This is a genomic window from Bacillus sp. JJ1562, from assembly GCF_036962705.1.
Taxonomy (GTDB): domain Bacteria; phylum Bacillota; class Bacilli; order Bacillales; family Bacillaceae_L; genus Ferdinandcohnia.
Genome location: NZ_JBALOQ010000013.1, coordinates 147,786 through 172,949, shown reverse-complemented (window position 1 = coordinate 172,949; position 25,164 = coordinate 147,786). Strand labels below are relative to the sequence as shown.

The window sequence follows — 25,164 nt, the reverse complement described above, 5'->3', positions numbered from 1 at the left end:
AAGAGGTGATAACAGCTTGGAATCTCTTGTAATTGCATTAATATCTCTTTTACTTGTTCTACCTATTATTTATTTTTTACCACTTGGGTTTACTAGGAAGGGAAAATTACTTATTCTTTTTTGTGCATTTATCGTATTTATCATTGGAATTGCTGCGCGAACTGTGATGGGCGTATGGCAAATAGGCTTAGTGTTAATACTGCTAGCTATAGGGTTTTCATATTTAATAAGTAAAAGATTTGGAACACAGCTCTTTCTTCGTACCGAAAATACATCAGGTATTGAAGATAAAGTGATCAAATTTGAAATTGAAGATGACCTTGAAGAAGAAATTCGTAGTCAAAAAAAGCATGAAAAAGACGAGGATCTAGTTTCAGAGCAAGAATTATCCTCTCCTCAAACGCAAGAAGTGGAAGATGAAATTGAAGAGGAAATTGAAACAATGGATAATCAAAACGAAGATGACTTCGAGTTGGAAAATGTGTATGTAGAAAATGAAGAACCTGAAAATACATATGAGATTGTTACAAATGATGAGAATCCAAATACTGATTTTGATGACTTGCTTAAAGAAATCGAAATGGAATTAAATGATAGCAATAATGAAATCCAAGATAACATTGAAATAGTTGAAGCATCAGAAGAAACGGAAGAAATACAACCGATTGAATTAGCTGAAAGTGAAGATGAGGTTTTACATAGCATCCCACCAGCACTTGAAGAAATTCAATTTGATAGTTTACAAGTGAGCAGTGACGAACCACCAAATGAAGAAAGTGAAATAGAGGAAATCTTAAATTTTGAGACAATTAATCATGAAATAGAAGAGATCGAGGTTTATTCAGCGGAAGAGGATGACATTATTATAGAAAATGAACCTGAAATTAAGGAACAACTACATAATCAAATTGAAGGAATCAACGAAATAGAAGAGATAGAAGACCTTGAAGTAGTCGAACTAGAATCTCAGCAAAACAACGAAACAGAGATTGACCATTCTAGTTCCGAATTTGTGGATGTTATTGATAGAGAAAACCATATTCAGGAACAACAAGAAAATCATAATGAACTAAGCCATCAACTTTTTACAACTATGATCTCTCAAATAAAACTTACTCGGAATAAATTATCAAATACTCAATACGAAAATTTGATAGTGGATCACCTTCATCCGGAATTTAACGATCACGATTATTATACCTTTGTCAGTTTATTAATTGATCATTATATAAAAACGAAGCAATACGATGAACTTTACTCATTAATTTCTCAAAATAAGGGCAGATTTGAAAAATACCCTGTTATTTTACAGGAAATTAACTTTTTGTTAAAAGAATATTGCAATATATGACGAAAAATAGCGAAAAGCATGGTAAAATGAATGGAAAAAGCCGATGTTTAAAAATAAATAGGTGTGGTGAATGATTTATGAAAAAAAGTGTTGAAATAGTTGGGTTACCAATCATTAGTATTATAGATGGAATAGAAATAGGAAAAGTAAAATCTTTAGTTATTAACCCTGAAAAAGGTTCAGTCGATTTCCTTACAATTGAACACGAAGATTGGCAGGTAAGTGTAAAAGCCATCCCATTCAAAAGAGTAATCGGAATCGGGGAGTACGCAGTTACAATTGAAAGTGAAAGCTCAGTCATTGATCTTAATGAAATTCCAATTGCGAATTCACTTGTAAATAAAAAAATTAAAATTACAAATACAAAAGTAATGACTCGAAAAGGTCAGTTATTAGGAGAAGTCCTTGAATATTATGTTGATGATGAAACCGGAAATCTTTTAGGAACATTATTAAAAGTTTCCGGCAATGAAGTTGTCTTAGCATCAGATTCTGTTCTTACATATGGTAGAGACATTATCATTGTTGAAGAGGATGCTTCTTCTAAATTCTTTGATTCAGTCGAATCTTTAGAAAATCCACAACTAGAATCTACTGAAAATCAGAAAGATGTAGATATAGAAGAACTACTACCTGCAGCAACAGAAGCACAAAGTCCGTTTGATGAAATTAATGCTTCAATTGATCAGCACGAAGAATCTGAGTCAAAGGCACTGCGCTTAAAACAAGTTGATCTTCTTTACGGTAAAATTGTCAAAAAAGATATTCTGGACAATGAAGGAAATGTTTTAATTCCATCAGGAACTCATCTATCAGTTGATGATATTATTAAGGCTCAAGATCAAGGTCCAAGCGTGTTTGTTGAATTGTCAATGAATGTTGAAGAATAGACCCACATTTAGTGGGTTTTTTACGTTTATAGCTGTCCCAAAAAACCACCAAATGTTTTTACTTGTAAGAATTTGACGAAAACCTCTAGTAACAAGACGACAAATGTCTTGTTCTTTTTTTTTTTATGTATGGTAGGATTGACAAAAAGTAGAGCGTTTCCCTTAATAGGTGGTGAAAATATGGACAAGCACAATCGGATTTCGATTAAAATTAATGGTAAGGATTCAAAGGTTAAAAAAGAAAAGAAAGAAACAACTGATTTTGTCGAAACGGAAAAACCTCATATTTTTGTAGAGAATGAAGAGGTTGCCGCGGCACAAGAGGAAGAAGAGGACAAGTTTAGCTGGGTTCTACCAGATGAAAGCTTGAAAAATCATTCCCATAAGGAAAAAGAGATTCCGGTGATCCCGATTGAAGATTTACGACATTCAAAAGGCACTAGTAGCATTCCGTATTTACCGAAAAAGAAAAAAGGATTTACACTATTCACTATTAAGCAATTGGCTATTTCTATTGTTTTAGCAATTGTCCTTGGAAGTGGATTTGGGATCATGATTTTAAAAGTAGTTGAGGATGTAAATGCTGGACCTGTGGAAAACGAGGCACCTCCAGTACAGGTTGCTGATGATAGCCCACCTCCTGTTGGGAAACAGGATGATGCGCCAGTGAGTGGCCAGACTGCGATTGATTTAGAAAACTTAACCACAGGGGTAGTCCAGGGAGGAAAATTTTCAACTGCTGAATCTGCAAATACAACTGTAAGTGAAATAAAAGGAAAGGGCTTTGCGGCGACTACTGTTAACATGGATGGTGCTTTCTTTGTAATTGCCGGAATAGGAGCTGAACAAGGAGTAGTAAGTGAGATTAAGTCGAAATACAAAGAAGCCTTTCCGGAATTTTTTACAAAAACATACGAAATTCCTGGTGGCTCCTATACAAATGCAGGAAAAGCTGATTCAGAGGCAATCAAAGTAGACCTGCCAGTATTTAAGGAATTAGCAGCACTTTCTTCCCAGGCTTTCGGAACAGGGGAAATCGATAATGGACAATGGGAGAATCTATCGAAACAAATAGCAACGGTAAAAGATATCAAGACGGACAGCCTACATGCACAGCTTAAGGAATTCCATACAAACATCCAGTCTGCTTTTACACAACTAGAGGAATACAAGAATGGCGGCGACCAAAAAGCTTTATGGCAATCACAGCAATCATTATTAAATGCTTATCAAGCCTATACTGTTTGGATTTCGGAATTAAGCTAGACAAAATTCAATTTTTTAGTGAAAATGGAAAGGGGATATCTACTCCTTTCCTTTTTTATTGCCTGATTTTCTTGGCTTTTACATAAAGGGATCAATTTTCTCAAACAATAAATCATCTAGAAAATTACATTTTACATAATTGTAGAGTGATGATTTGTTTGTTACGATAAACAGGTATCTTCCAATCTGAAAAAAATGAAAAAGGGTGAATTTAACATGCAACACCTCGTTTTAGCCTCAGGTTCTCCACGACGAAAAGAACTTCTTAGAAATGTGAAACTTTCCTTCGATGTTTCCGTCAGTAATATTGATGAATCCATTGACGAAACTCTCACTCCTGAAGAAAAAGTCATGACAATTGCCTTAAAAAAAGCAAAGGCAATTGAAAAACAATTCCCAGATTCCTATATCCTTGCAGCAGATACAGCTGTTGTGTTTCAAAACCAATTTTTAGGTAAACCTAAAACTGAACAGGAATCAATACAAGTATTAAAAAATTTATCAAATCAAACACATGAAGTCGTAACAGGAGTTGCGATTCTTTTTAAGGACACGCAAAAATTGTTCTTTGAAAGAACAGAAGTGACGTTCTGGGATCTAACAGATGAGGAAATTCAAGCATATGTTGCTTCAGGCGAACCAACGGATAAAGCAGGTTCATATGGAATTCAAGGACTTGGATCTGCACTTGTTAAACAGATTAAAGGCGACTATTTTTCTGTAGTGGGATTGCCTGTATCACGAACCCTTCGTGAGCTAAGAGACCTAGGGTTTTACAGCTAATGATTATCAATTTACGAAGAAAGAATGCGACTATTTCAATATGCTAAAAAAGCAGGCTAGATTCCATAGGAGTCTAAAACTTTAATACGAAAGTGGGATCCAAGTATCTAGGACAATGGATAGGAGGAACCTTTTTTGAAATCTTCAGCACTCATGATTCGAGATTATCCTCAAGAGGAAAGGCCGCGGGAACGGTTGGTTTCTGACGGTGCCGACAGTCTTTCAAACCAAGAACTTTTAGCCATTCTTTTACGAACAGGATCAAAGGAAGAATCGGTCATTCAACTTTCAAACCGCTTACTACATCATTTTGAAGGTCTTCGTTTATTAAAGGACGCATCTGTCGAAGAAATAACCTCCATTAAAGGCATCGGAACGGCAAAAGCCGTACTAATAATGGCGGCGATTGAGCTTGGCCGCAGAATTGGCAAACTTCAATATGAAGATCGGTATGTCATTAGGTCCCCAGAGGATGGAGCTAAGTATGTGATGGAGGATATGCGTTTTTTAACACAAGAACATTTTGTTTGTCTTTACCTGAATACGAAAAATCAGGTGATTCATCGACAAACAATTTTTATCGGAAGTCTTAATGCTTCGATTGTGCATCCGAGAGAAGTATATAAGGAGGCCTTTCGAAGATCTGCAGCATCCATCATTTGTATTCATAATCATCCTTCCGGAGACCCGGCACCGAGTCGGGAAGACATAGAAGTCACGAAGAGGCTTGTTGAGTGTGGTAGGATAATCGGCATTGAGCTATTGGACCATTTAATCATTGGTGAACACAAATATGTCAGTCTCAAAGAAAAAGGCTATGTGTGACTATTAATTTTTAATTTTGTACGATATAATTATGGTTATGAGTTTTTCGCATGTTAACCCATTTTATTCGCGTATCAGAAAGGAAGATACATATTATGTTTGGAATAGGTACAAGAGACCTTGGTATAGATTTAGGAACGGCAAATACACTTGTTTTTATTAAAGGAAAAGGCATTGCAGTAAGAGAGCCATCTGTCGTCGCAATGCAAACAGACACAAAGCAGATTGTAGCTGTAGGGAATGACGCTAAAAACATGATTGGACGTACACCAGGCAATGTTGTTGCACTTCGTCCGATGAAGGATGGTGTTATTGCTGACTACGAAACAACAGCAACAATGATGAAATATTACATTAATTCAGCAGTTAAAACGAAAAACTTTTTCTCAAGAAAGCCATATATTATGGTTTGTGTACCATCGGGTATTACAGCGGTTGAACAACGTGCGGTGATTGATGCAACCAGGCAGGCTGGTGCAAGAGATGCATACCCTATCGAAGAGCCTTTTGCAGCTGCCATTGGAGCAAATCTTCCAGTATGGGAACCTACAGGTAGCATGATTGTCGATATCGGTGGAGGAACGACAGAAGTTGCGATTATCTCTTTAGGTGGAATTGTTACGAGCCAGTCAATTCGTATAGCTGGTGATGAAATGGACGATGCAATAATTCAATATATTCGTAAAACCTATAACCTCATGATTGGGGATCGCACAGCTGAAGCAATAAAGGTTGAGATAGGCTCAGCCGGTGCTCCCGAGGGTGTTGAAAACATGGAAATTCGCGGAAGAGATTTATTAACAGGACTACCAAAAACAATTGAAATCACGGCCGAAGAAATTGCTAATGCCCTTCATGACACTGTGTATGCGATTGTCGATGCGGTTAAAAATACACTTGAAAAGACGCCACCTGAGTTAGCAGCAGATATTATGGATCGTGGAATTGTTTTAGCGGGTGGGGGAGCCCTGTTACGCAATTTGGATAAGGTTATCAGTGAGGAAACAAGTATGCCAGTTCTCATTGCTGAAAATCCATTAGATTGTGTAGCAATTGGTACTGGTAAGGCGCTTGATCATATTCATTTATTTAAAGGGAAATCAAGGATTTAAGATAATGAACCTAATATAGTGGGGAGTATTTTCCCCACTATATGTGTTGAAATCTAAAGTTTAGTAAGAGGGTGTAACACATGCCACAATTTTTTCTCAATAAGCGATTAATTATTTTACTTGTTTGTATCATCGTTCTAGTGGCATTGATTGGATTTTCATTAAAAGAGCGTGACAAATTAACTTGGCCAGAACAGTTTTTAAAGGATTCAGTTGGTTGGGTTCAAAGTATATTTCATCAACCCTCTCAAGCCATTGCTGGATTTTTTGATAATGTCAATCATATTCAACATACATTTGAAGAGAATAAACTCTTAAAAGAAAAACTTGATTCCTACGGTAAATTAGAAGCAAAAGTACAGGAATTAGAGAAAGATAATCTAAAATTACGTGATGTTCTGGAAAAAACGGATTCACTTGATCACTTTAATAAAATACAGGCTACTGTAATAGGTCGGAATCCTGAACAGTGGCATGAAATTATTACGGTTAATAGAGGCACGCGGCATGGAGTAAAAGTTGACATGGCTGTTATCACCTCAAAAGGTCTAGTTGGTAAAGTAAAACACGCAAATAAATTTACATCGACCATCCAATTATTGAGCTCTCCAAATCGTATCAATCGCATCTCCGCTTATATTCAAGGGGAAACAAAGATTATGGGGTTAATCGAGGGGTATGACGAAGAAAAAGAAGCTCTTCTATTTAAAATCAATACGCCAGACGAAAAGATTGAAAAGGATCAAAAGGTACTTACCTCGGGCCTCGGTGGAATCTTCCCTAGTGAGCTGTATATTGGTGAGGTCATGGACGTAGTTCCTGATGATTATGGATTAACAAAGACAGCATATATTAAGCCGGCCGCTGACTTTTATGAAATTGATCATGTTATTATTGTTGAAAGAACGATGATTGTTCCAAATGAAGAGGAGGAAGAATCGTGAGGCGTTTCGTTCTTCCCTTTATTTTGTCTTTCGTTTTTTTATTCGAGAGCAGCTTTGTAGATTTAGTCCCAGCAGACATCTTTCATAAGGAAAATGTCTATGTACCTCGGTTTTTATTTGTCTTGATTGCTTTTATTACAGTCTATTTAAATAAACCAATGGGGCTTATTTATGGGGTCATTTTTGGTCTTCTTTACGATATTGTTTATACTGAAATACTTGGAGTTTATTTGTTTCTATACACACTTATGGCCTATCTTATTTCCTGGGCAAGTAGGATTCTACAAACTAATATTTTAGTCATCTCCTTTTTAAGTCTGATTGGGATAGTAGCTTTGGAATTTTGTGTATACGGTATAAACAAGGCAATCGGCACAGCTTCCCTATCAGTTGAACAATTTTTACAAATCCGTATTTTGCCGACTATCCTATTAAATAGTATATTTATACTAGTAATTGCTTATCCATTTAAGAAATTACTAGGAAAGCTACATATAGAAGAGTGATTTGATTCTTTCAAAAAAAACTTTGAGATTTAACAGGAAAATGGGAGTCTTTTGTTGAAGTATATTATCGTTGAGGTGAACGTCGTGAAAGGACAAAAACAGCAGTATGTTACTATAAAAGGGACAAAAGACGGACTAACGTTGCATCTCGATGATTCTTGTTCATTTAAAGAACTGATCTCAGACCTTGAGATTAAGCTTTCCTTGAATCGCAAAACGAATGATGATGTTCCGTTTGTTCCTGTTAAAGTAAGAATTGGCAATCGTTTTTTAACACAAGATCAAGAAGAAGAAATACGGTCTATCATTCGAAATAAAAAACATTTAGTTGTGGATGTTATCGATAGTAATGTCATAACAAAACAAGAAGCTGAAGAGATGAAAAAAAAGCATGAGATCGTTTCAGTTGCAAAGGTAATTCGTTCTGGACAAGTACTTAAAGTAGATGGAGACCTTATGCTTGTCGGCGATGTAAATCCTGGAGCAACTGTTATCGCAGGCGGTAATATTTTTATCTTAGGTTCATTACGCGGAATTGCACATGCTGGTTTCTTTGGTAGAAAAGATGCAGTCATTGCAGCGTCAGTTATGAAACCAACACAGCTACGAATTGGTGATATAATGAATCGAGCACCAGACTCTGTTCAAACAGATACGAATATAATGGAATGTGCATATGTGGACGATAATGAGACAATTGTAGTAGATAGATTGCAACAGTTAACTCATTTAAGACCTAATTTAACAAGGTTAGAAGGGGGAATCTAGCTGTGGGAGAGGCTATAGTTATAACATCAGGAAAAGGTGGAGTCGGTAAGACGACTACGTCTGCTAATGTAGGCACTTCCTTGGCTGTGCTAGGGAAACGGGTGTGTTTAATAGATACAGATATTGGCCTGCGAAATCTAGATGTTGTCATGGGTTTAGAGAACCGCATCATATATGATTTAGTTGACGTTGTTCAAGGTCGTTGTAAGCTTAAACAAGCTTTAGTAAAGGATAAAAGATTCGATGACCATCTATATTTACTGCCAGCTGCCCAAACAAGTGATAAAACAGCAGTAGAACCTAGCCAAATGAAGAAATTGGTCGAAGAGTTAAAACAAGATTTTGATTATATTATTATCGACTGTCCTGCTGGTATTGAACAAGGCTTTCAAAATGCTGTTGCTGGAGCAGACAAGGCAATTGTTGTAACAACACCTGAAATTTCAGCAGTTCGGGATGCTGACCGTATTATTGGGTTACTAGAAAAAGAGGAAATTGAGCCACCACGCCTTATCGTAAATCGTATTCGAAATCATATGATGAAGACAGGCGAAATGCTTGATCTCGATGAAATTGTTACACATCTTTCAATTGATCTAATTGGAATTGTTTCAGATGATGATGAGGTCATCAAAGCTTCAAATAGCGGTGAACCAATCGCATTAAATACTAGCAGTAAGACAGCAATCGCCTATCGAAATATAGCACGAAGAATTTTAGGAGAATCAATACCACTCCAGTCTCTTGAAAATGACCAATTGGGTATGTTCTCAAAGATTAAGAAATTCTTTGGTGTCCGTTAAACCACCTTTGTGATAAGGTGGTTTTTTATCTTTGATAGAAAATTATAATAAGAGATTTTAGAAAAACTAACATTATTCATAAGAATTAGGTCCTGATTTTCCTCTCAAAATGCTTGTTGACTAGGGGGCATTACCTAGTATGGAAACAAAACTAGGAGGAATAAATTACCAACTTGAGCCCGTTCCTAGGATTCTTAAAAATACAGTAAGGAAAAAATAATCATTTTTTAATAATAAATAATGAACTTGTAACAAATATGCCATTCTTCCTAGCGTGTGTGTTACAAGTATTACATTTGTAAAGATATAGTAATATCCCCATTTTATTTGAAAACCCCCATAAAAATACCTTTCTAACGAATATATATTTCTTCGTTCTAAACTCCTAAATTATCTATGGTAAAATAAGTAAAAATTACCAAATTCTCAATATTCAAAATATTATCTCATTATTCGACACTTTTTCCTCTTTGAAAAGGCTACAGTTAATGTGTACCTGTACTTCTACATAATGCGGTTTCTACTGGAAAATCCGCGATTTCTATCTAGAGAAAAAATGGGGGGAACTACCCGAAGCATTTGGAGTATAGGAATTCGAGAGAAGGAGGTAACTTACTTATTCACTAAAAATTTTAAAAGGGGGAAGCCTGATGAGGAGGAACGGGAAACGTAGGTTAACGAAGGTTGCAAGTGTGTTAATGTGTGCACTTCTACTTGTACCAAGTGTAGCGTCACAGGCATTTGCACAATCAAAAGATCCTTCAATATCCTATCTAGGAAGTAAAAATGAAGTAGCCTCAAGTAAAATTTCGGAAAGCTTAAAAGACCAGTTTGCTAACGACAATATGGTTACATTCCTTGTTAAATTCAAGGAACAGGTGGATTCAAAAGAAGTAGCAAATGAAGCAACTAAAAAGGCAAGTTTACAAAAAGCTACTGTAGCTCAAACGAAATCCATAAAGAGAAATGCTATCGTTTCGGAACTTCGAACAACTGCAATAGAAACACAAGGTAATGTAAAGGCGTACCTTGAAAAGGAAGAGGCTGCTGGTAATGCAAAGGATATTAAATCCTTCTTCATTGTAAACGGAATGGGACTAACTGCTACTAAGGAAGTTATGGAAAAAATCGCTTCATTCCCTGAGGTTGAAAAGGTGTTACCAAATGAAACACGTCAATTACATGCTCCAGCTAAAGTGGAGACATCGGTTGCAGTTGAATCAAAAGCAAGCCCTCAAAACATTGAATGGAATATTGATCGTGTAGGTGCTCCGCAAGTTTGGGAAATGGGAATTGATGGATCAGGTACAGTTGTAGCTAGTATTGATACTGGTGTTCAATGGAACCATCCGGCACTAATGGAAAAATACCGTGGCTATGATCCTGCCAATCCAAACAATCCGAATCATCAATATAGCTGGTTTGATTCAACTTCGGCTGGCCGGTCTGCTCCATATGATGATATCGGGCATGGAACTCACGTTACAGGAACAATGGTTGGAGCTGAGCCGAATGGTGCGAATCAAATTGGGGTTGCTCCAGGTGCGAAGTGGATTGCTGTAAAGGCCTTTACATCTGCAGGCGGAACAGATTTTGACCTAATTGAAGCTGGAGAGTGGATTATTGCTCCAGGTGGAAATCCAGATATGGCTCCAGATGTTGTGAACAACTCATGGAGTGGAGGACGAGGATTAGATGAATGGTATCGTCCAATGGTTCAAAACTGGAAAGAAGCGGAAATTTTCCCGGAATTCTCTGCAGGTAATACAACATTATCGAATCCGGGTGGACCAGGATCGATTGCAAATCCTGCAAACTACCCAGAATCATTTGCCACAGGAGCTACAGATATCAATAATCGTTTAGCTAGCTTCTCGTTACAAGGTCCATCACCATATCCAGGAGATATGAAACCTGATATTTCAGCACCGGGAGTGAACATTCGATCTTCAGTACCTGGGAGTAGTTATGAGGGTGGATGGAACGGAACATCAATGGCTGGACCTCATATTTCTGCCGTAGTAGCCTTATTAAAACAAGCAAATGCATCATTAACAGTTGATCAAATCGAAGAAATTATCACAACAACTGCAACACCTTTAACTGATAGTACTTTCTCAAGCTCTCCAAACTTTGGTTACGGATATGGATTGGCTAACGCTTATCTAGCTGTATCCTCCGTTGCTTCTGGGCTAGGGAAAATTAAGGGTCAGGTTGCAAAAGACGGTGCGGATGAAGCAGCACCAACTTATGAGCATACAGCGCCGAGCGAAACATATGCAGGTATGGATTTACCACTTTCTATTTCTGTCCAAGACAATGTAAGCATCACTTCTGTTGTTCTTCAATACGAAAATCAAGCTGGTGAATGGGTGAATGTAGCAGCTACTCAAACATCCGGTACTTACAAAGAAGGAACTTACGAGGCAGTTATTCCAGGGGAAGAAATTTCAGTGCCTTCTGTTTCTTATCGTTGGCAGGTTGTTGATTTTGGCCAAAATGATGTAACAACAGATGTTTATGAAGTTTCTGTTCAACCAGGAATTTCAGTAGGATATTTCCAAGACTTTGAATCTACTCCTGTAGGTTGGTTCTCCTATGGTGCTGAAAATTCTTGGCAATGGGGTGTTCCAACAAGTGGTCCAAATGGTGCTTTTTCAGGCGAGAAAGTTTATGCTACAAATCTATCAGGAACATATGCTAGTCGAGCTAATATGACTCTAGTAATGCCTCCAATAGATATACCGGCTGAAGGTCCTGCATATTTACAATACATGAACTGGTACAATCTTGAACGTAACTGGGATTTCGGTCATGTATTCGTTTCAACAGATATGGAAAACTGGACACAGCTACGTCGTATTACAGATATATCTTCAGGCTGGCAGTCTGCAGAAGTTGATTTATCTACGTATGCAGGCCAAAGAATTTATATTGGATTTAACGTTACAACAGATGGAAGTGTAGTTCGTGATGGATGGTACATTGATGATGTGCGTCTATCCAATGAGCCACTTACAGTAGGAAGTACAGATCAATCAGGAGAAGTGCCAACTAAAGGTGAAGCTTTAGTTGATCTTAAAGAAGGGGAAAAAGTGGACCCAGCAAAAATTAAGCCTGAAGGTTCTCACATTAACATGAAGGAAGTCAATGTTGATAAAGTTAACCCACAGGCATTACCATTGAATGCTCAGGTAAGTATTGTTGAATCAGGTAGATCTGTTACAACTAACCCTGCAACTGGAGCATATGAATTAATTCATGGAACAGGAGACTTTACAGTAGTTGCGGAAAGCTATGGATATCATTCATCACAACAAACTGTGACAGTTGAGGCAGATGGTGAGGCAGTAGCCAATTTTGTGCTAGAGGAAAAAGCTCAAGGAACTGTATCTGGTACTATTACAAATGCAGCAACAGGTCAACCAGTTTCAGGTGCAACCTTGTTACTTGTTGAAGATGCAAATATAACTCCTGTTGAGACTGATGAAAATGGTCAATATTCACTTACAGCTTATGAGGGTACTTATACTGTTCGAGTAATGGCACCTTCTTATTACAGTGAATCATTTGAAGTAGTCCTTGAAGGAGATGGAGCTTTAGAACAAAACGTAGAGTTAAGACCGTTCATCGGATATCCTGGTGAAATCGGCTACGATGATGGTACTGCAGAGAATGCTCGTGCATTTTATGATGCTGGTAATGGCTGGGCTGTAAAAATGTCATTGGCTGAAGGTCAAAATAAAGCTCTTGTAACAGGAGGACTGTTCCGTTTCTGGGATACATCATGGCCAAGTCCAGGTGGCACTGAATTCAAGGTAGAAGTGTGGGATGCAACTGGAACAGATGGTGCTCCTGGTAAAAAACTTGCTGGACCAATTGATGCAACTGCACTTCGAACTGGCGCATGGACAAATGTTGACCTATCAGGTGAAGGTATCATTGTAGAAGGAGACTTCTATATGGTTTATATCCAAACAAAACCGAACCCTAATGCACCTGGACTTGCAACAGATGAAGATGGTCAATATTCAGGACGTAGCTGGCAATTTGTAGGTGGGGCATGGTCATTAGCTCCAGAAGCCGAAGGTAACTATATGATTCGTGCTACTGTTAATCATGAAGTAACAGCACCTACTATTACTTCTCCAGTAACAGGTTCATTTACAAATGAATCTACTGTTACAGTTGCAGGTAAGGCTGCTCCAACGACAACTGTTCATGTATTTAATAATGGTGAAGAAATAGCAACAACTGATACTACTGCTGAAGGTACGTATTCTGTAGCTGTTGAATTACAAGTTGGTGAAAATACATTAACTGCTAAGGCATCAACTGCTACAGGTATTACAGACGAGTCGGAAGCTGTTGTTATTGTACTAGATCAAACATCTCCTGAACTAGCTATTACTAGTCCAGAAAATGGTGTAAAGACAAATCAAGAGGCAATAACTGTAACGGGTACTGTTCAAGATGAGAATATTGATTCCGTAACAGTAAATGGCGAAAGTGCTACTATTAAAGATGGATCCTTTACAAAGCGTGTTCTAGTTGAAAATGGTGAAAATACCATTGAAGTCGTAGCGAATGATAAAGCTGGCAATTCAACTAGAGACCAAGTTACTGTTTTTGCTAAATTTGGTGAAATAACGGTATCTAATCTAAAACCTACAGAGGATGTGCATTTGAAATCAGGTGAAAGTGTGAAAATTGAATTTACAAGTGAGCCAGGATTGAATGCTTCTTACTCTATTCGTATACCGTTAACTAATGCGGGGCTTAGCAATGTAAATGAACTTCCATTACAAGAGGTCTCTCCAGGCGTCTATGAAGGATACTGGACAGCCGTTTCTAGTGTAGTTGCAAATGGTGCTGAAATTGAGGTAATTGTAAGAGATGAGTTTGGTAACGAAGCACGACAAATAGCACCTGGTAAGCTTATAATCAATGTGCAAGAAGATGATGGAAAACCAGGAAAAGGTAAACCTGGCAAACCAGGGAAACCTGAGAAACCAGGAAAGCCTGATAAGCCTGGAAAGAATTAATAAAAAAATGTAGTAGAAAGAAGGATGTGGGAAACCTCATCCTTCTTTTTATTGATAACTTATTCAGCAGAAAACCCCCAATTTCAGGTTTACCGTTTAGGGTTAACAATACTCAAAATTAATAGATAAAAAGCTTCATACAGTCATAAGTAAAGTCCTTCAGTCATAAACTTGTACAAATAATATGGACAAGGAATGATGTGAAAATATGAGTAATCGAGCCAAAGAAATTAGAAGGCGGATTGAAAAGCGAAAGCGTGAGAGATACCCCACCCCAGCAAACTCCCGAAAAGCAGCTCCTTCCTTTTTAGCAAGTGATGAGGAACGATACGGGGGCAGTACATACACATCTATCGATGGTGGTGGTCCAGGAGAAGGTGGGCATCCCCTGTTTCGAAAGGAAGTTTTTCTTTTTAAAATATTACTCTCTGCAATTCTTGTATTATCGATAGGCATTGTATTTAAAAATCAGTCTCCGACATTTGAGAATGTCCGGCATTTTGTATCAAGTACGATGGAAACTGAATTTCAATTTGCGGCCGTTACAGAATGGTATAAAGATACGTTTGGCAGTCCACTTGCCTTAATTCCAATTAATCAAAATAAAGAAAAGAGCGATACCCGGACTCCTGGTAAATATGCACTTCCTGCAGCTGGTAAAGTGACAGAAACCTTTGAAGCGAATGGCCAAGGAATTATGGTTGAAACAGATAGCAAGGTTGTAGAAGCAATGAATGCAGGAAATGTTACCGAAGTAGCGGTTAAAGGCGATCTCGGCAAAACAGTTGTTATTCAGCATAGTGATGGCTCTGAAACTTGGTATGGAAATCTAGGGTCGGTTGATGTAAAGCTCTATGATTACGTAGAAACAGGCCAAGAGGTTGGTAAAGTACAAGATCCAGAAGGCGAAAACAAAGGAACATATTATTTTGCAATAAAGCAAGGTGAAACATTTATTGATCCGATACAGGTGATAAAATTTGAATAAATACTTAAAACTCCTCAGAAAAATTGAAATACATCCATTACTTTGGCTCATTGTTGGAGTGGCAGTCGTTACTGCACACTTTAGAGAGCTATTGATGCTATTTTTTATCATACTGGTCCATGAAATGGGACATGCTGCATGTGCCCATTTTTTTTCATGGAGAATAAAAAAAATTCAGCTCCTTCCATTTGGTGGTGTGGCTGAGATGGATGAACACGGAAATCGTCCTTTGAAGGAGGAGCTCTTTGTTATTTTAGCAGGACCTTTTCAGCATATTTGGATGGTGGCAGTTGCGTATTTTTTAACAGTTGGTTCTGTCATATCTGAAAAAACCTTCGATCTATTTCTTTATCATAATGCAGTCATCTTTTTCTTTAATCTTCTACCGATATGGCCGTTAGATGGAGGGAAACTTCTATATTTGTTTTTCTCTTATAGGCATTCCTTTTTTGAAGCGCATAAACGAATGCTTTTGGTATCAAGCTTAGTCGCGGTGATCATTTTAATTGGAATGTTAATCTATAGTCCTAATAATCTTAATCTCTGGGTCATCCTCACCTTCCTAATATTCTCGATTATTATGGAATGGAGGAAGCGTCATTTCGTGTTTATGAGGTTCTTGCTAGAGCGCTACTATGGAAAGCAAGATACCTTTACGAAACTAAAGCCATTGGTAGTAGATGAAGCAGTGATGGTTTATACCGTTCTATCGATGTTTCAACGGGGATGTAAGCATCCAATTGTGATTCAAAAGGATGGAGAAAACCAGCAGCCTCTTGATGAAAACGAGCTTTTATACGCCTATTTTAATGATAAAAAGATTACGCAACCGGTTGGCGAGCTTCTCTACTTGTATTGACGTTGCCAGATAGGTTACATTAAAAAAAGAAAGCGTAACGTAAAAGCGAGGATTATGAGTTTGAAAACAATTATAATAAATGTAAAAACTAGTGAAAAGCGTGTAGCAGTGGTAGAGGGAAATAAGATTCTTGAATTAAATATCCAACAACCAAAGCATAAAGAAATCGTCGGAAATATATATAAGGGACGTGTGATTGATGTCCTTCCAGGTATGCAGGCAGCTTTTGTCGATATTGGCTTAGGCAGGAACGGTTATATCGGACGAGAACAGCTTGCGGCTTATCATCAATCATCCCCTAATGAAAAAGAAAAAAGCATATCTCAATTTGTTAGACAAGGTGAGGAAATCATTGTCCAGGTCACGAAAGAGGGGGCAGAGCGAAAAGGCCCTAAATTAACTGGCATAATTGAATTTCCTGGTGCTTCCCTTGTCTATTTGCCCTTTGGAAATTATGTGGCGGTATCTAGGAAAATGAAAGAGGAAGAAGAAAGGGATAGATGGCGAAAGTTTGGACAAACATATCTTCAAAATCAAGAGGGACTAATTATTCGAACCGCTTGTGAACATCAAGAAGAAGCAAAAATTTTGAAGGAGCTTGAATTTGGACGAAGAAGATATAAATCATTACAAGACCAATACAAAAAGCTCAAGCCACCTAGCCTGTTATTTGATGCAAATAATCTAGTGGATAAAATTCTACTTGAACATCGGCTTGAAAATATTAAAGAAATTGTGATTGATGATGTAGAAGGTTTTCGACAGTTAAAGGAACAATTAGGTGAAGAAAAGGTCTCCTTTTATCGAGGGAAAGAAGATATTTTTTCTTTTTATGGGATTGAGAAGGAAATTGAACGAGGTCTCAAATCTGTTGTGTGGCTTAACAACGGTGCCTATTTGTTAATTGAACAAACGGAAGCTTTAACGATTATTGACGTAAATACTGGTAAATTTCAAGGAAAAGATAATTTACGAGATACTGTGTTTAAAACAAATATAACTGCGGCAAAGGAAATTGCTTATCAGTTAATGATGCGTGATATTAGTGGCATTATCTTGATTGATTTTATCGATATGAAGCTAAATGATGAACAACAAAAAGTAATTCAAGCTTTGCGATCTGTAGCTAAGGAAGATAGAAATCGGGTGACAATTCATGGTTTTACTTCACTTGGTATTTTAGAAATTACTCGTAAAAAAACAAGAAAAAATTTGTCCGCTATTTTGCAGACGAACTGTCCAACCTGTTCAGGTACTGGTCGGATTGATTCTGCAGAAACTGTTGTCTTTAAGCTTGAACGTGAGCTTTGGGAGCATCAAGGGAAGGACCATGAGGCTGTCTGGATAGAAGCAACTGAAGAAGTGGCACATGTTTTTCAGGGAGATCATAACGAGCACAAGAAAAGATTAGAAGATGTCTTGTCCTTTAAAATCTACATAACCAAATTAACTTCACTACGACATAATTATACTATTAGACAAATGGGTAGTGACGATGAAATTAAAGCAAGACTAAATAATCTTTCCTAGTTTGACCATTCATAATTCATGTTGACTCCGCATTGTCTTTGTGATAATATTTTCATGTTATTGTTTGTAGCACCCACTGCTACAACCGCACATTCCAGGTCTTTAAGTTTCCATTAATGGAGCGCCTGTGTATTGGCGAGTCTTAGTCCAAATTATTAGGAGGTGCAAGTATGTACGCAATTATTGAAACTGGCGGTAAGCAAATCAAAGTTCAAGAAGGCCAAGAAATCTATGTTGAAAAGCTTGACGTAGAACAAGGTGGAACAGTTACATTTGACAAGGTTTTATTCGTAGGTGGCGAAAACGTAAAAGTTGGTAGCCCAACTGTCGAAGGTGCAACTGTTACAGCTAAAATTGAAAAACAAGGTCGCGCTAAGAAGATCACTGTTTTCAAATACAAGGCTAAAAAGAACTACCGTAAAAAGCAAGGTCACCGTCAACCTTACACTAAAGTTACAATCGAAAAAATCAACGCATAAGGCTTACTATCATGATAAAAGTAACTATTAACCGTAATAGTTTTGGTAGAATCGATTCATTCACAATGAGTGGACATGCCGAGTATGATGTTCCTGGTAAGGATATCGTTTGTGCAGGTGCCTCAGCTGTTGCTTTTGGTACCATTAATTCCATATATGCTTTATGTAAAGTAGAGCCGATATTGGAGCAAGAGAAAAATGGTTTCCTCCGCTGTCAAATTCCTCCTCTTGAGGATGAGGCAAATGAGGAAAAGGTACAGCTTCTTCTAGAAGGAATGCTTGTATCCTTACAAACGATTGAACTTGATTATGGACAATATATGAAAATTCAATCATAAAACATTCAAATATAGGAGGTGGACAACAATGTTCGTAAGATTAGACCTTCAATTCTTCGCTTCTAAAAAAGGGGTAGGTAGTACAAAGAACGGTCGTGATTCAATCGCGAAACGTCTTGGTGCAAAACGTGCTGATGGTCAATTCGTTACTGGTGGATCCATTTTATACCGTCAACGCGGTACTAAAATCTATCCAGGAGTAAACGTTGGCCGTGGTGGTGACGACACTCTATTCGCAAAAGTTGACGGAGTCGTTAAATTTGAGCGTTTAGGCCGTGACCGCAAACAAGTAAGTGTATATCCAGCTGCGCAAGAAGCGTAATCGTACATGAAACTCTAACCACATGGTTAGAGTTTTATTTTTTATCAAAAATCGTACGTTTAGAATGTAGTGTTATTTTTCAAGGTTTGATATAATTTTTAGACAAGATTTGAATTTTAGGGGAAATGACATGAATAAAAATTGGAGTACGATTGATGTATTAAAACATACACGTCATGATTGGCTAAATAAAATACAATTAATCAAAGGTAATATCACATTAAATAAGCTAGATCGGGTTAAGACCATTATCGAAGAAATTGTAATAGACGCTCAAAATGAAACACATTTCACAAATTTACAAATTCCAACCTTTGCTGCACTTATCATGACTTTTAATTGGGATTCACATAAATTTCAATTAGACTATGATCTTGTCGGTGATATTCGAAACTTATCTAACCAAGATATGAATTTAACAGAATGGACCACGCAATTTTTTGCCATACTTGAAGAAGCAGTAGATGATTTGGGAGAAAATCATTTATCTCTCACGATAGACTGTTCAACAGAGGAAACTCGTTTCTTTTTTGATTTTAGTGGAATACTAAAAAATAGGGAAAACCTAACAAATTGGCTAACTACGATGAGCCAAACAGAACAATTCCCGAAACTAACAGAATACAAAGTACATAGTGAAGAAGTAAGTATAACATTACATATTGCATGAACGTTTTAAGTGCATAGATAACCGGAGGTAAGACATGTTTGTTGATCAAGTCAAAGTGTATGTAAAAGGTGGTGACGGTGGTAACGGAATGGTTGCATACCGTCGTGAAAAGTATGTTCCAATGGGCGGACCAGCAGGTGGAGATGGCGGGAAAGGTGCTGACGTCATATTTGAGGTAGAAGAAGGACTAAGAACCCTGATGGATTTCCGTTATCAACGTCATTTCAAGGCAAAGCGTGGAGAACACGGAATGTCTAAAAATCAGCATGGTAAAAATGCGGAGCCGATGATTGTAAAGGTTCCACCTGGAACCGTCGTAACAGATGATGATACAGGTGTGGTCATTGCGGATTTAACACAGCATGGTCAAAGAGCAGTCATTGCTAAAGGTGGCCGTGGAGGAAGAGGGAACTCCCGATTTGCGACACCTGCCAATCCTGCTCCGGAAATCGCTGAAAATGGTGAGCCTGGACTGGAGCGTTATGTAAGACTTGAATTAAAAGTATTAGCTGACGTTGGTCTAGTTGGATTTCCAAGCGTAGGAAAATCAACCCTTTTATCCGTTGTTTCAGCCGCAAAACCAAAGATTGCAGAATATCATTTTACTACGATTGTACCAAACCTTGGAGTTGTGGAAACTGAAGATGGACGCAGCTTTGTGATGGCCGATCTTCCAGGTCTAATTGAAGGAGCACACCAAGGTGTTGGCCTCGGACATCAATTTTTACGGCATATTGAAAGAACAAGAGTCATTGTTCATGTCATTGATATGTCTGCAATGGAAGGGCGCGATCCTTACGAAGATTATTGCACGATAAATCAGGAATTAAAAGAGTACAATCTTCGCTTAACTGAACGTCCGCAAATTATTGTTGCCAATAAAATGGATATTCCTGAGGCAGAAGAAAATTTAAAAGTATTTAAAGAGAAGCTTCAGGATGATGTGAAAATTTTTCCGATTTCGGCAATAACGAGACAAGGCCTTCGTGACTTGTTATTTACCATTGCCGACTTACTTGAAACAACTCCAGAATTTCCACTTGAGGTGGAGGAAGATACAAGTACTCATCGCGTAATGTACCGTCACGAAAAAGAAGAAGTGGATTTTGTGATTTCACGTGAAAGTGATGGCTCATTTGTAATTTCTGGGGAACGAGTTGAAAAACTCTTTAAAATGACGGACTTTTCAAGGGATGAGTCTGTAAAACGATTTGCCCGCCAGCTAAGGGGAATGGGAATCGATGACGCCCTTCGTGAAAAAGGTGCAAAACACGGGGACATCGTAAAATTACTCGAATATGAATTTGAATTTATAGAATAAAGAGAAGTATGTGGGGGGAGTAGCTTTCATGGATGGCAAATTCTATCTTGTTCGTGAGGATGTACTTCCAGAAGCGGTCCGTAAAACCTTAGACGCCAAGGAATTATTAGACAGTGGGCAAGCACAGTCAATTGCAGAAGCTACACAAAAAGTAGACTTGAGCAGAAGTGCTTATTACAAATACAAAGACACTGTCTTTCCTTTTCACACAACGGTTAAAGAAAAAATTATTTCATTGTTTTTTCATCTGGAGGACCGATCTGGTACACTTTCACAATTATTAAGAACTGTTGCAGACACCGGTTGTAATGTGTTAACAATCCACCAAACAATTCCACTTAGGGGAAAAGCGAACGTAACACTCTCATTAAATACATCAGGCATGCATGGTGAAGTAACTGACCTCCTTGCTAAACTTCGAAAACTCGAATTCGTAGATAAAGTTGAAATACTTGGAACAGGAGCTTAGGGGAGAAGCAGATGAATATTAAAAACGTAGGATTTTTAGGACCAAACGCAACATTCACAGCTCAAGCAGTAGCGGCAATTTTTCCTAGTATGGAAAACAAACCATATCGTACAATTCCTGCATGTATTGATGCAGTGGAAAACGGGGAAGTCGATGTAGCTGTTGTACCAATTGAAAATACAATTGAAGGAACTGTAAATTTAACGATTGACTATCTAATTCATGAAAAGCAATTGAAAATTGTCGGTGAAGTGATTATTCCGATTAAACAACATTTAATGGTGCACCCGGAGAATACAAACGATTGGGAAAGAGTCGAAGGAATTTATTCACATCCCCATGCGATTGCACAGTGTCATAAATTTTTATACAATAGCTATCCGAATATACAGCCGATTGAAGCTAGTTCAACTGGTGCTGCAGCTAAATTTGTTAGTGAGCATCCTCATCAAAAGCTAGCAGCGATTGCAAACTCATTTGCTGCAGAGGAATATGGTTTAACGGTTGTTAGAAATGATATCCACGATTTTGATAACAATCATACTCGATTTGTTGTCCTTCATAAAGAGATGCTGGATTTAGATATCACGAAAGACAGTACAGGTAATAAAACAACTTTAATGGTTACATTGCCGTCAGACCAAGCCGGAGCATTACATCAGGTATTATCAGTATTTGCATGGCGAAAATTAAATTTATCAAGAATCGAATCAAGACCTATGAAAACCGGTCTTGGTAATTACTTCTTTTTAATTGATATTGAACAAAAAATGGATGAAATTCTAATCCCAAGTAGCATTGCTGAATTAGAGGCACTAGGAAGTGGGGTTACTGTGTTAGGAAGCTATCCATATTATCGAATGTAAGACTTGACCTATGGTTGAGTCTTTATTTTTTTCATCCCTTGCAAGTATCATTGCTGCACATAATTTGTGAAGCCTACGCATAAGTTGTGATGAGAAATAGTGGCAATTTGCCTATTTTGTCATAGTATGTATTGACTTATGTATAGGAGGGGAAAATCGCGTGAAGATCCATATCGTTCAAAAAGGCGACACCTTATGGAAAATTGCAAAAAAATACGGAGTCGACTTTCAAGAACTAAAAGATGTCAATACTCAGTTAAGCAACCCGGATATGATTATGCCTGGTATGAAAATTAAAGTACCAACTGGGACTGTTCATGTAAAAAAAGAAGCACAAATTGGTGGAGCTAAAAAAGAAGCACAAATTCATTACCTAGCACCTAAAAAGGAGGAGCAAATTCAGCATCCGTTAGCAAATATTGCTCCACAGCCATTTCCGCAATTTGCGGAAGAGGTACCAGAGGTTGAAGAGGAAGTAAAGGGAGTAGAAACCGGACCATTTATTCCTCAAATGCCACAGATGCCTGTAATGCCACAGATGCCAGTAGCGCCGCCACAGATGCCTGTAATGCCGCAGATGCCAGCAGCGCCACCACAGATGCCAGCAGCGCCACCACAGATGCCGCAATTTCAACCACTAGAAATTGATATCAATAATTTTAATGTGATGGGTGTGGGTATGCCACAAATCCCAACAGCACCACAGAATGTTTTACCAGGGATGATGGCACCGGAAGAAGAGGAGTTTGAACCAGAGGAGGAGTATGAAGGAGAAATGCCATATATGCCACATGCACAACAGATGCCACTAATGCCGTTTCAGCAGCCTGCAATGTTCAATAATTGCGTGCCAATAACTCCGGTAATGCCAGGTTATGGCTTTAATTTTGTTCCAGGGTTTCAGGGAGGTTTTCCGCCACAGGGTCCATTTAACCAAATGGGTGGATTCCCACGAACAGAAGGTGTAAAAGAAGAAGTTAAAGAAAAAATGGTGCCTCTCCCACCAGCACCTGTACAGATGGCACCAATTCAAATGCCGCAGCCACATCCATTTGAAATTGATATTAACAATTTCAACATTATGCAGACACAAATGCCTCAACTGGTTGCGGGTGTGGAAGAAGAAATGGAAGAGTTTCCTGAAATGCCACCAATGCCACCAATGCCACAAATGGCACCAATGCAAGCGCCGTTTCCGATGGGTCCGTGTGTACCAGTTTCCCCGGTAATGCCAGGTTCTGGATTTCATGGTGGTTTCCCTGGCGTAGGACCAGGACCAATGCCGTTCGGTCCTGGTTTTGGAGGCCCAATGGGTTCACAAATGATGCCAACGCAATTCTATAATCAAAGAGATTGTGGATGTGGTGGACCGAAGCAGCCATTTATAGGGCAATTTCCACAACAAGGCTTCCCAATGGGGCAACCAGGATTTCAAGGACAATTTCCACAACAAGGCTTTCCGATGGGGCAGCCAGGATTTCAAGGACAATTTCCACAACAAGGCTTTCCAATGGGGCAACCAGGATTTCAAGGACAATTTCCACAACAAGGTTTTCCGATTGGGCAACCAGGATTTCCAGGGCAATTCCAAGGTAGCGATCCAGGATTTGGTATGAATCCAAATCAACAAATGGCGTTTAACCCAATGTTTAACATGCCTGATTTCGATGATGACCTAGACGATTAAAAAAAGTTAAAATAAATTTCCAAGGGCGAATAAGAAATTCGTCCTTTTATTTAGTTTGTGTTCTACAAAAAAATAATGTTTGTCCAAAATTTTAATAACTTGCAAATAACTAACAGAAATAATCCCCCTTTGATTAGCCAACCTAAAGAAGAACATATATTAAATGTTCAAAAGGTCAAAGGGGGGTTATTGTATTGAGGAAAATACTCTATTCAGTTTCAACTGCAGCATTATTGCTAGGTGGTTTAACGGCATGTAATACGAATGAAGGGGCAGGTCCCAATACGTATTATAATGATAATGCCAGACCAATTGGATATTACTCAAACGAAAATGATCGTGACCGGTATGACCGTAACGGAAATGGATACCGTCTTCGCGACAACGATGGTCCATTAACAGAGATTATGGATCGTACTGGGAACAATTTTAACAGGAACGGTCGAACCGGCGTTATGAACAATAGGAATGACAGAAATAACAGAACCGGTATCATGAATAATCGGAATGACAGAAATAACAGAACCGGTATCATGAACAATCGGTATGACAGAGATTACAACACCGGTGTTTTTGACAACGATAGAACAAGATATAATCGTCCTGGAATTATGAACTATCGCGATGGCCAACGTCGAAATGGCATAATGAATAATCGCGATGGTCGTACAATAAACCCTTTTAATGATGGTAACCCAAACACAGTTGGGTATAATACACATGGTTATACCGACCGTAACTATAGCAGCCATCTTAACGACAATAACCATAAGGTGCACACATATGGATATTATAAAGATAATGGCAATTTAGTTCGTAAAATTGCCGAACGTGCCGCAACGGTTAAAAATGTCGAAGATGCTCGTGTCATAGTGACAAACGATAATGTCTTGGTTGCTGTTGATACAAATGACAATAACAACCGTAATAACGTTCAAAATGCAGTTGAAAAAGCAGTTGCACCACTAGCTGGTAATCGAAATGTAAATGTTGTTACTGATGAAGGTACTTTTACCCGTGTTCGTGACATCGACAATGATATTCGCAATGGAAACCGACGCGAAACAATCGATGCTGACATAAAAGACCTTTTTAACAACATGGGCAATACGATTAAAGCACCATTTAGAAATGAAAATAGAGGTTAAGTAAATGGGATGTCCTTATGGGGCATCCTTTTCTAATGAAAAAGAAAGTGTGAAACAAAAGGATAAACTTGTTAATTTTGGTCACACTAATAGGTGTAGGGCGGTCATTGCAATTCTAAATTTTAACTTTATTCGTTGAATAAAGTTAAAGCCTCCGGCGGATGCCACGATTTTTTAAAGGGAATTTTTCGAGC

General features: G+C 38.1%; 23 protein-coding genes and 1 other annotated feature. All 23 genes read left to right on the top strand.

Annotation, left to right across the window (positions count from 1 at the left end):
• Window positions 1–16 precede the first annotated feature (16 nt).
• On the top strand, window positions 17–1,351 hold the full coding sequence (locus V7097_RS08405; RefSeq protein WP_335703151.1) for a hypothetical protein: 1,335 nt from the start codon (window positions 17–19) through the stop codon (window positions 1,349–1,351).
• Window positions 1,352–1,428: 77 nt separating this feature from the next.
• A complete protein-coding gene (locus tag V7097_RS08400) occupies window positions 1,429–2,241 on the top strand; it encodes a PRC-barrel domain-containing protein (RefSeq protein ID WP_335703150.1) in 813 nt (270 codons plus the stop codon).
• Window positions 2,242–2,421: 180 nt separating this feature from the next.
• Window positions 2,422–3,507, top strand: a complete 1,086-nt coding sequence (locus tag V7097_RS08395) for a hypothetical protein (protein WP_335703149.1) — start codon at window positions 2,422–2,424, stop codon at window positions 3,505–3,507.
• Window positions 3,508–3,723: 216 nt separating this feature from the next.
• On the top strand, window positions 3,724–4,290 hold the full coding sequence (locus V7097_RS08390; RefSeq protein WP_335703148.1) for a Maf family protein: 567 nt from the start codon (window positions 3,724–3,726) through the stop codon (window positions 4,288–4,290).
• A 153-nt stretch (window positions 4,291–4,443) separates the two neighbouring features.
• Window positions 4,444–5,115: a RadC family protein gene (radC, locus tag V7097_RS08385; protein WP_438824217.1), complete on the top strand. Its 672-nt coding sequence runs from the start codon at window positions 4,444–4,446 to the stop codon at window positions 5,113–5,115.
• Window positions 5,116–5,210: 95 nt separating this feature from the next.
• Window positions 5,211–6,227 (top strand): rod shape-determining protein, encoded by a 1,017-nt coding sequence (locus V7097_RS08380; RefSeq protein WP_335703146.1) that lies wholly within the window; start codon window positions 5,211–5,213, stop codon window positions 6,225–6,227.
• Between the two features lie 80 nt (window positions 6,228–6,307).
• Window positions 6,308–7,171, top strand: coding sequence for a rod shape-determining protein MreC (gene mreC, locus V7097_RS08375; RefSeq protein ID WP_335703145.1), 864 nt, complete (start codon window positions 6,308–6,310; stop codon window positions 7,169–7,171).
• Window positions 7,168–7,677, top strand: coding sequence for a rod shape-determining protein MreD (mreD, locus tag V7097_RS08370; protein WP_335703144.1), 510 nt, complete (start codon window positions 7,168–7,170; stop codon window positions 7,675–7,677). The genes mreC and mreD overlap by 4 nt, the downstream gene beginning before the upstream one ends.
• Window positions 7,678–7,752: 75 nt before the next feature.
• Window positions 7,753–8,445: a septum site-determining protein MinC gene (gene minC, locus V7097_RS08365; protein WP_438824216.1), complete on the top strand. Its 693-nt coding sequence runs from the start codon at window positions 7,753–7,755 to the stop codon at window positions 8,443–8,445.
• A gap of 2 nt (window positions 8,446–8,447) precedes the next feature.
• The gene (gene minD / locus V7097_RS08360; protein ID WP_335703143.1) at window positions 8,448–9,248 is read left to right on the top strand and encodes a septum site-determining protein MinD; all 801 of its coding nucleotides are present in this window, start codon (window positions 8,448–8,450) and stop codon (window positions 9,246–9,248) included.
• Between the two features lie 650 nt (window positions 9,249–9,898).
• Window positions 9,899–14,293, top strand: coding sequence for a S8 family serine peptidase (locus tag V7097_RS08355; RefSeq protein ID WP_335703142.1), 4,395 nt, complete (start codon window positions 9,899–9,901; stop codon window positions 14,291–14,293).
• A gap of 208 nt (window positions 14,294–14,501) precedes the next feature.
• The gene (locus V7097_RS08350; protein WP_335703141.1) at window positions 14,502–15,281 is read left to right on the top strand and encodes a M23 family metallopeptidase; all 780 of its coding nucleotides are present in this window, start codon (window positions 14,502–14,504) and stop codon (window positions 15,279–15,281) included.
• Window positions 15,274–16,140 carry a M50 family metallopeptidase gene (locus V7097_RS08345; RefSeq protein WP_335703140.1) on the top strand — a complete coding sequence of 289 codons (867 nt, stop codon included), beginning with the start codon at window positions 15,274–15,276 and terminating at the stop codon, window positions 16,138–16,140. Before V7097_RS08350 ends, V7097_RS08345 begins: the two co-directional genes overlap by 8 nt.
• Before the next feature lie 60 nt (window positions 16,141–16,200).
• Window positions 16,201–17,670 carry an Rne/Rng family ribonuclease gene (locus V7097_RS08340; protein WP_335703139.1) on the top strand — a complete coding sequence of 490 codons (1,470 nt, stop codon included), beginning with the start codon at window positions 16,201–16,203 and terminating at the stop codon, window positions 17,668–17,670.
• 73 nt (window positions 17,671–17,743) lie between these two features.
• Window positions 17,744–17,823: a sequence feature (ribosomal protein L21 leader region), on the top strand.
• Window positions 17,824–17,840: 17 nt separating this feature from the next.
• On the top strand, window positions 17,841–18,149 hold the full coding sequence (gene rplU / locus V7097_RS08335; protein ID WP_335703138.1) for a 50S ribosomal protein L21: 309 nt from the start codon (window positions 17,841–17,843) through the stop codon (window positions 18,147–18,149).
• Window positions 18,150–18,160: 11 nt separating this feature from the next.
• On the top strand, window positions 18,161–18,487 hold the full coding sequence (locus V7097_RS08330) for a ribosomal-processing cysteine protease Prp (RefSeq protein WP_335703137.1): 327 nt from the start codon (window positions 18,161–18,163) through the stop codon (window positions 18,485–18,487).
• Window positions 18,488–18,515: 28 nt separating this feature from the next.
• Window positions 18,516–18,809, top strand: a complete 294-nt coding sequence (rpmA, locus tag V7097_RS08325; protein WP_010678277.1) for a 50S ribosomal protein L27 — start codon at window positions 18,516–18,518, stop codon at window positions 18,807–18,809.
• Window positions 18,810–18,939: 130 nt separating this feature from the next.
• Window positions 18,940–19,479, top strand: a complete 540-nt coding sequence (locus V7097_RS08320) for a sporulation initiation phosphotransferase B (protein ID WP_335703136.1) — start codon at window positions 18,940–18,942, stop codon at window positions 19,477–19,479.
• A gap of 34 nt (window positions 19,480–19,513) precedes the next feature.
• Entirely contained in the window at window positions 19,514–20,800 is a 1,287-nt protein-coding gene (obgE, locus tag V7097_RS08315) for a GTPase ObgE (protein ID WP_335703135.1), read from the top strand.
• A gap of 28 nt (window positions 20,801–20,828) precedes the next feature.
• Window positions 20,829–21,269 (top strand): ACT domain-containing protein, encoded by a 441-nt coding sequence (locus tag V7097_RS08310; RefSeq protein WP_116351623.1) that lies wholly within the window; start codon window positions 20,829–20,831, stop codon window positions 21,267–21,269.
• Window positions 21,270–21,280: 11 nt separating this feature from the next.
• Window positions 21,281–22,135, top strand: coding sequence for a prephenate dehydratase (gene pheA, locus V7097_RS08305; RefSeq protein WP_335703134.1), 855 nt, complete (start codon window positions 21,281–21,283; stop codon window positions 22,133–22,135).
• 160 nt (window positions 22,136–22,295) lie between these two features.
• Complete coding sequence (gene safA / locus V7097_RS08300) at window positions 22,296–23,822, top strand: SafA/ExsA family spore coat assembly protein (protein WP_335703133.1); 1,527 nt, start codon at window positions 22,296–22,298, stop codon at window positions 23,820–23,822.
• 194 nt (window positions 23,823–24,016) lie between these two features.
• Window positions 24,017–24,970 (top strand): YhcN/YlaJ family sporulation lipoprotein, encoded by a 954-nt coding sequence (locus V7097_RS08295; RefSeq protein ID WP_335703132.1) that lies wholly within the window; start codon window positions 24,017–24,019, stop codon window positions 24,968–24,970.
• Window positions 24,971–25,164: the final 194 nt, after the last annotated feature.

What these genes read in the sequence shown, in the direction of transcription:
- mreC (WP_335703145.1), top strand. Translation starts at nt 6,308, where the DNA reads ATGCCACAATTTTTTCTCAATAAGCGATTAATTATTTTACTTGTTTGT.
- rplU (WP_335703138.1), top strand. Translation starts at nt 17,841, where the DNA reads ATGTACGCAATTATTGAAACTGGCGGTAAGCAAATCAAAGTTCAAGAA.
- V7097_RS08400 (WP_335703150.1), top strand. Translation starts at nt 1,429, where the DNA reads ATGAAAAAAAGTGTTGAAATAGTTGGGTTACCAATCATTAGTATTATA.
- V7097_RS08320 (WP_335703136.1), top strand. Translation starts at nt 18,940, where the DNA reads ATGAATAAAAATTGGAGTACGATTGATGTATTAAAACATACACGTCAT.
- V7097_RS08380 (WP_335703146.1), top strand. Translation starts at nt 5,211, where the DNA reads ATGTTTGGAATAGGTACAAGAGACCTTGGTATAGATTTAGGAACGGCA.
- pheA (WP_335703134.1), top strand. Translation starts at nt 21,281, where the DNA reads ATGAATATTAAAAACGTAGGATTTTTAGGACCAAACGCAACATTCACA.
- V7097_RS08350 (WP_335703141.1), top strand. Translation starts at nt 14,502, where the DNA reads ATGAGTAATCGAGCCAAAGAAATTAGAAGGCGGATTGAAAAGCGAAAG.
- V7097_RS08330 (WP_335703137.1), top strand. Translation starts at nt 18,161, where the DNA reads ATGATAAAAGTAACTATTAACCGTAATAGTTTTGGTAGAATCGATTCA.
- radC (WP_438824217.1), top strand. Translation starts at nt 4,444, where the DNA reads ATGATTCGAGATTATCCTCAAGAGGAAAGGCCGCGGGAACGGTTGGTT.
- obgE (WP_335703135.1), top strand. Translation starts at nt 19,514, where the DNA reads ATGTTTGTTGATCAAGTCAAAGTGTATGTAAAAGGTGGTGACGGTGGT.
- V7097_RS08355 (WP_335703142.1), top strand. Translation starts at nt 9,899, where the DNA reads ATGAGGAGGAACGGGAAACGTAGGTTAACGAAGGTTGCAAGTGTGTTA.
- V7097_RS08310 (WP_116351623.1), top strand. Translation starts at nt 20,829, where the DNA reads ATGGATGGCAAATTCTATCTTGTTCGTGAGGATGTACTTCCAGAAGCG.
- rpmA (WP_010678277.1), top strand. Translation starts at nt 18,516, where the DNA reads ATGTTCGTAAGATTAGACCTTCAATTCTTCGCTTCTAAAAAAGGGGTA.
- V7097_RS08395 (WP_335703149.1), top strand. Translation starts at nt 2,422, where the DNA reads ATGGACAAGCACAATCGGATTTCGATTAAAATTAATGGTAAGGATTCA.
- V7097_RS08390 (WP_335703148.1), top strand. Translation starts at nt 3,724, where the DNA reads ATGCAACACCTCGTTTTAGCCTCAGGTTCTCCACGACGAAAAGAACTT.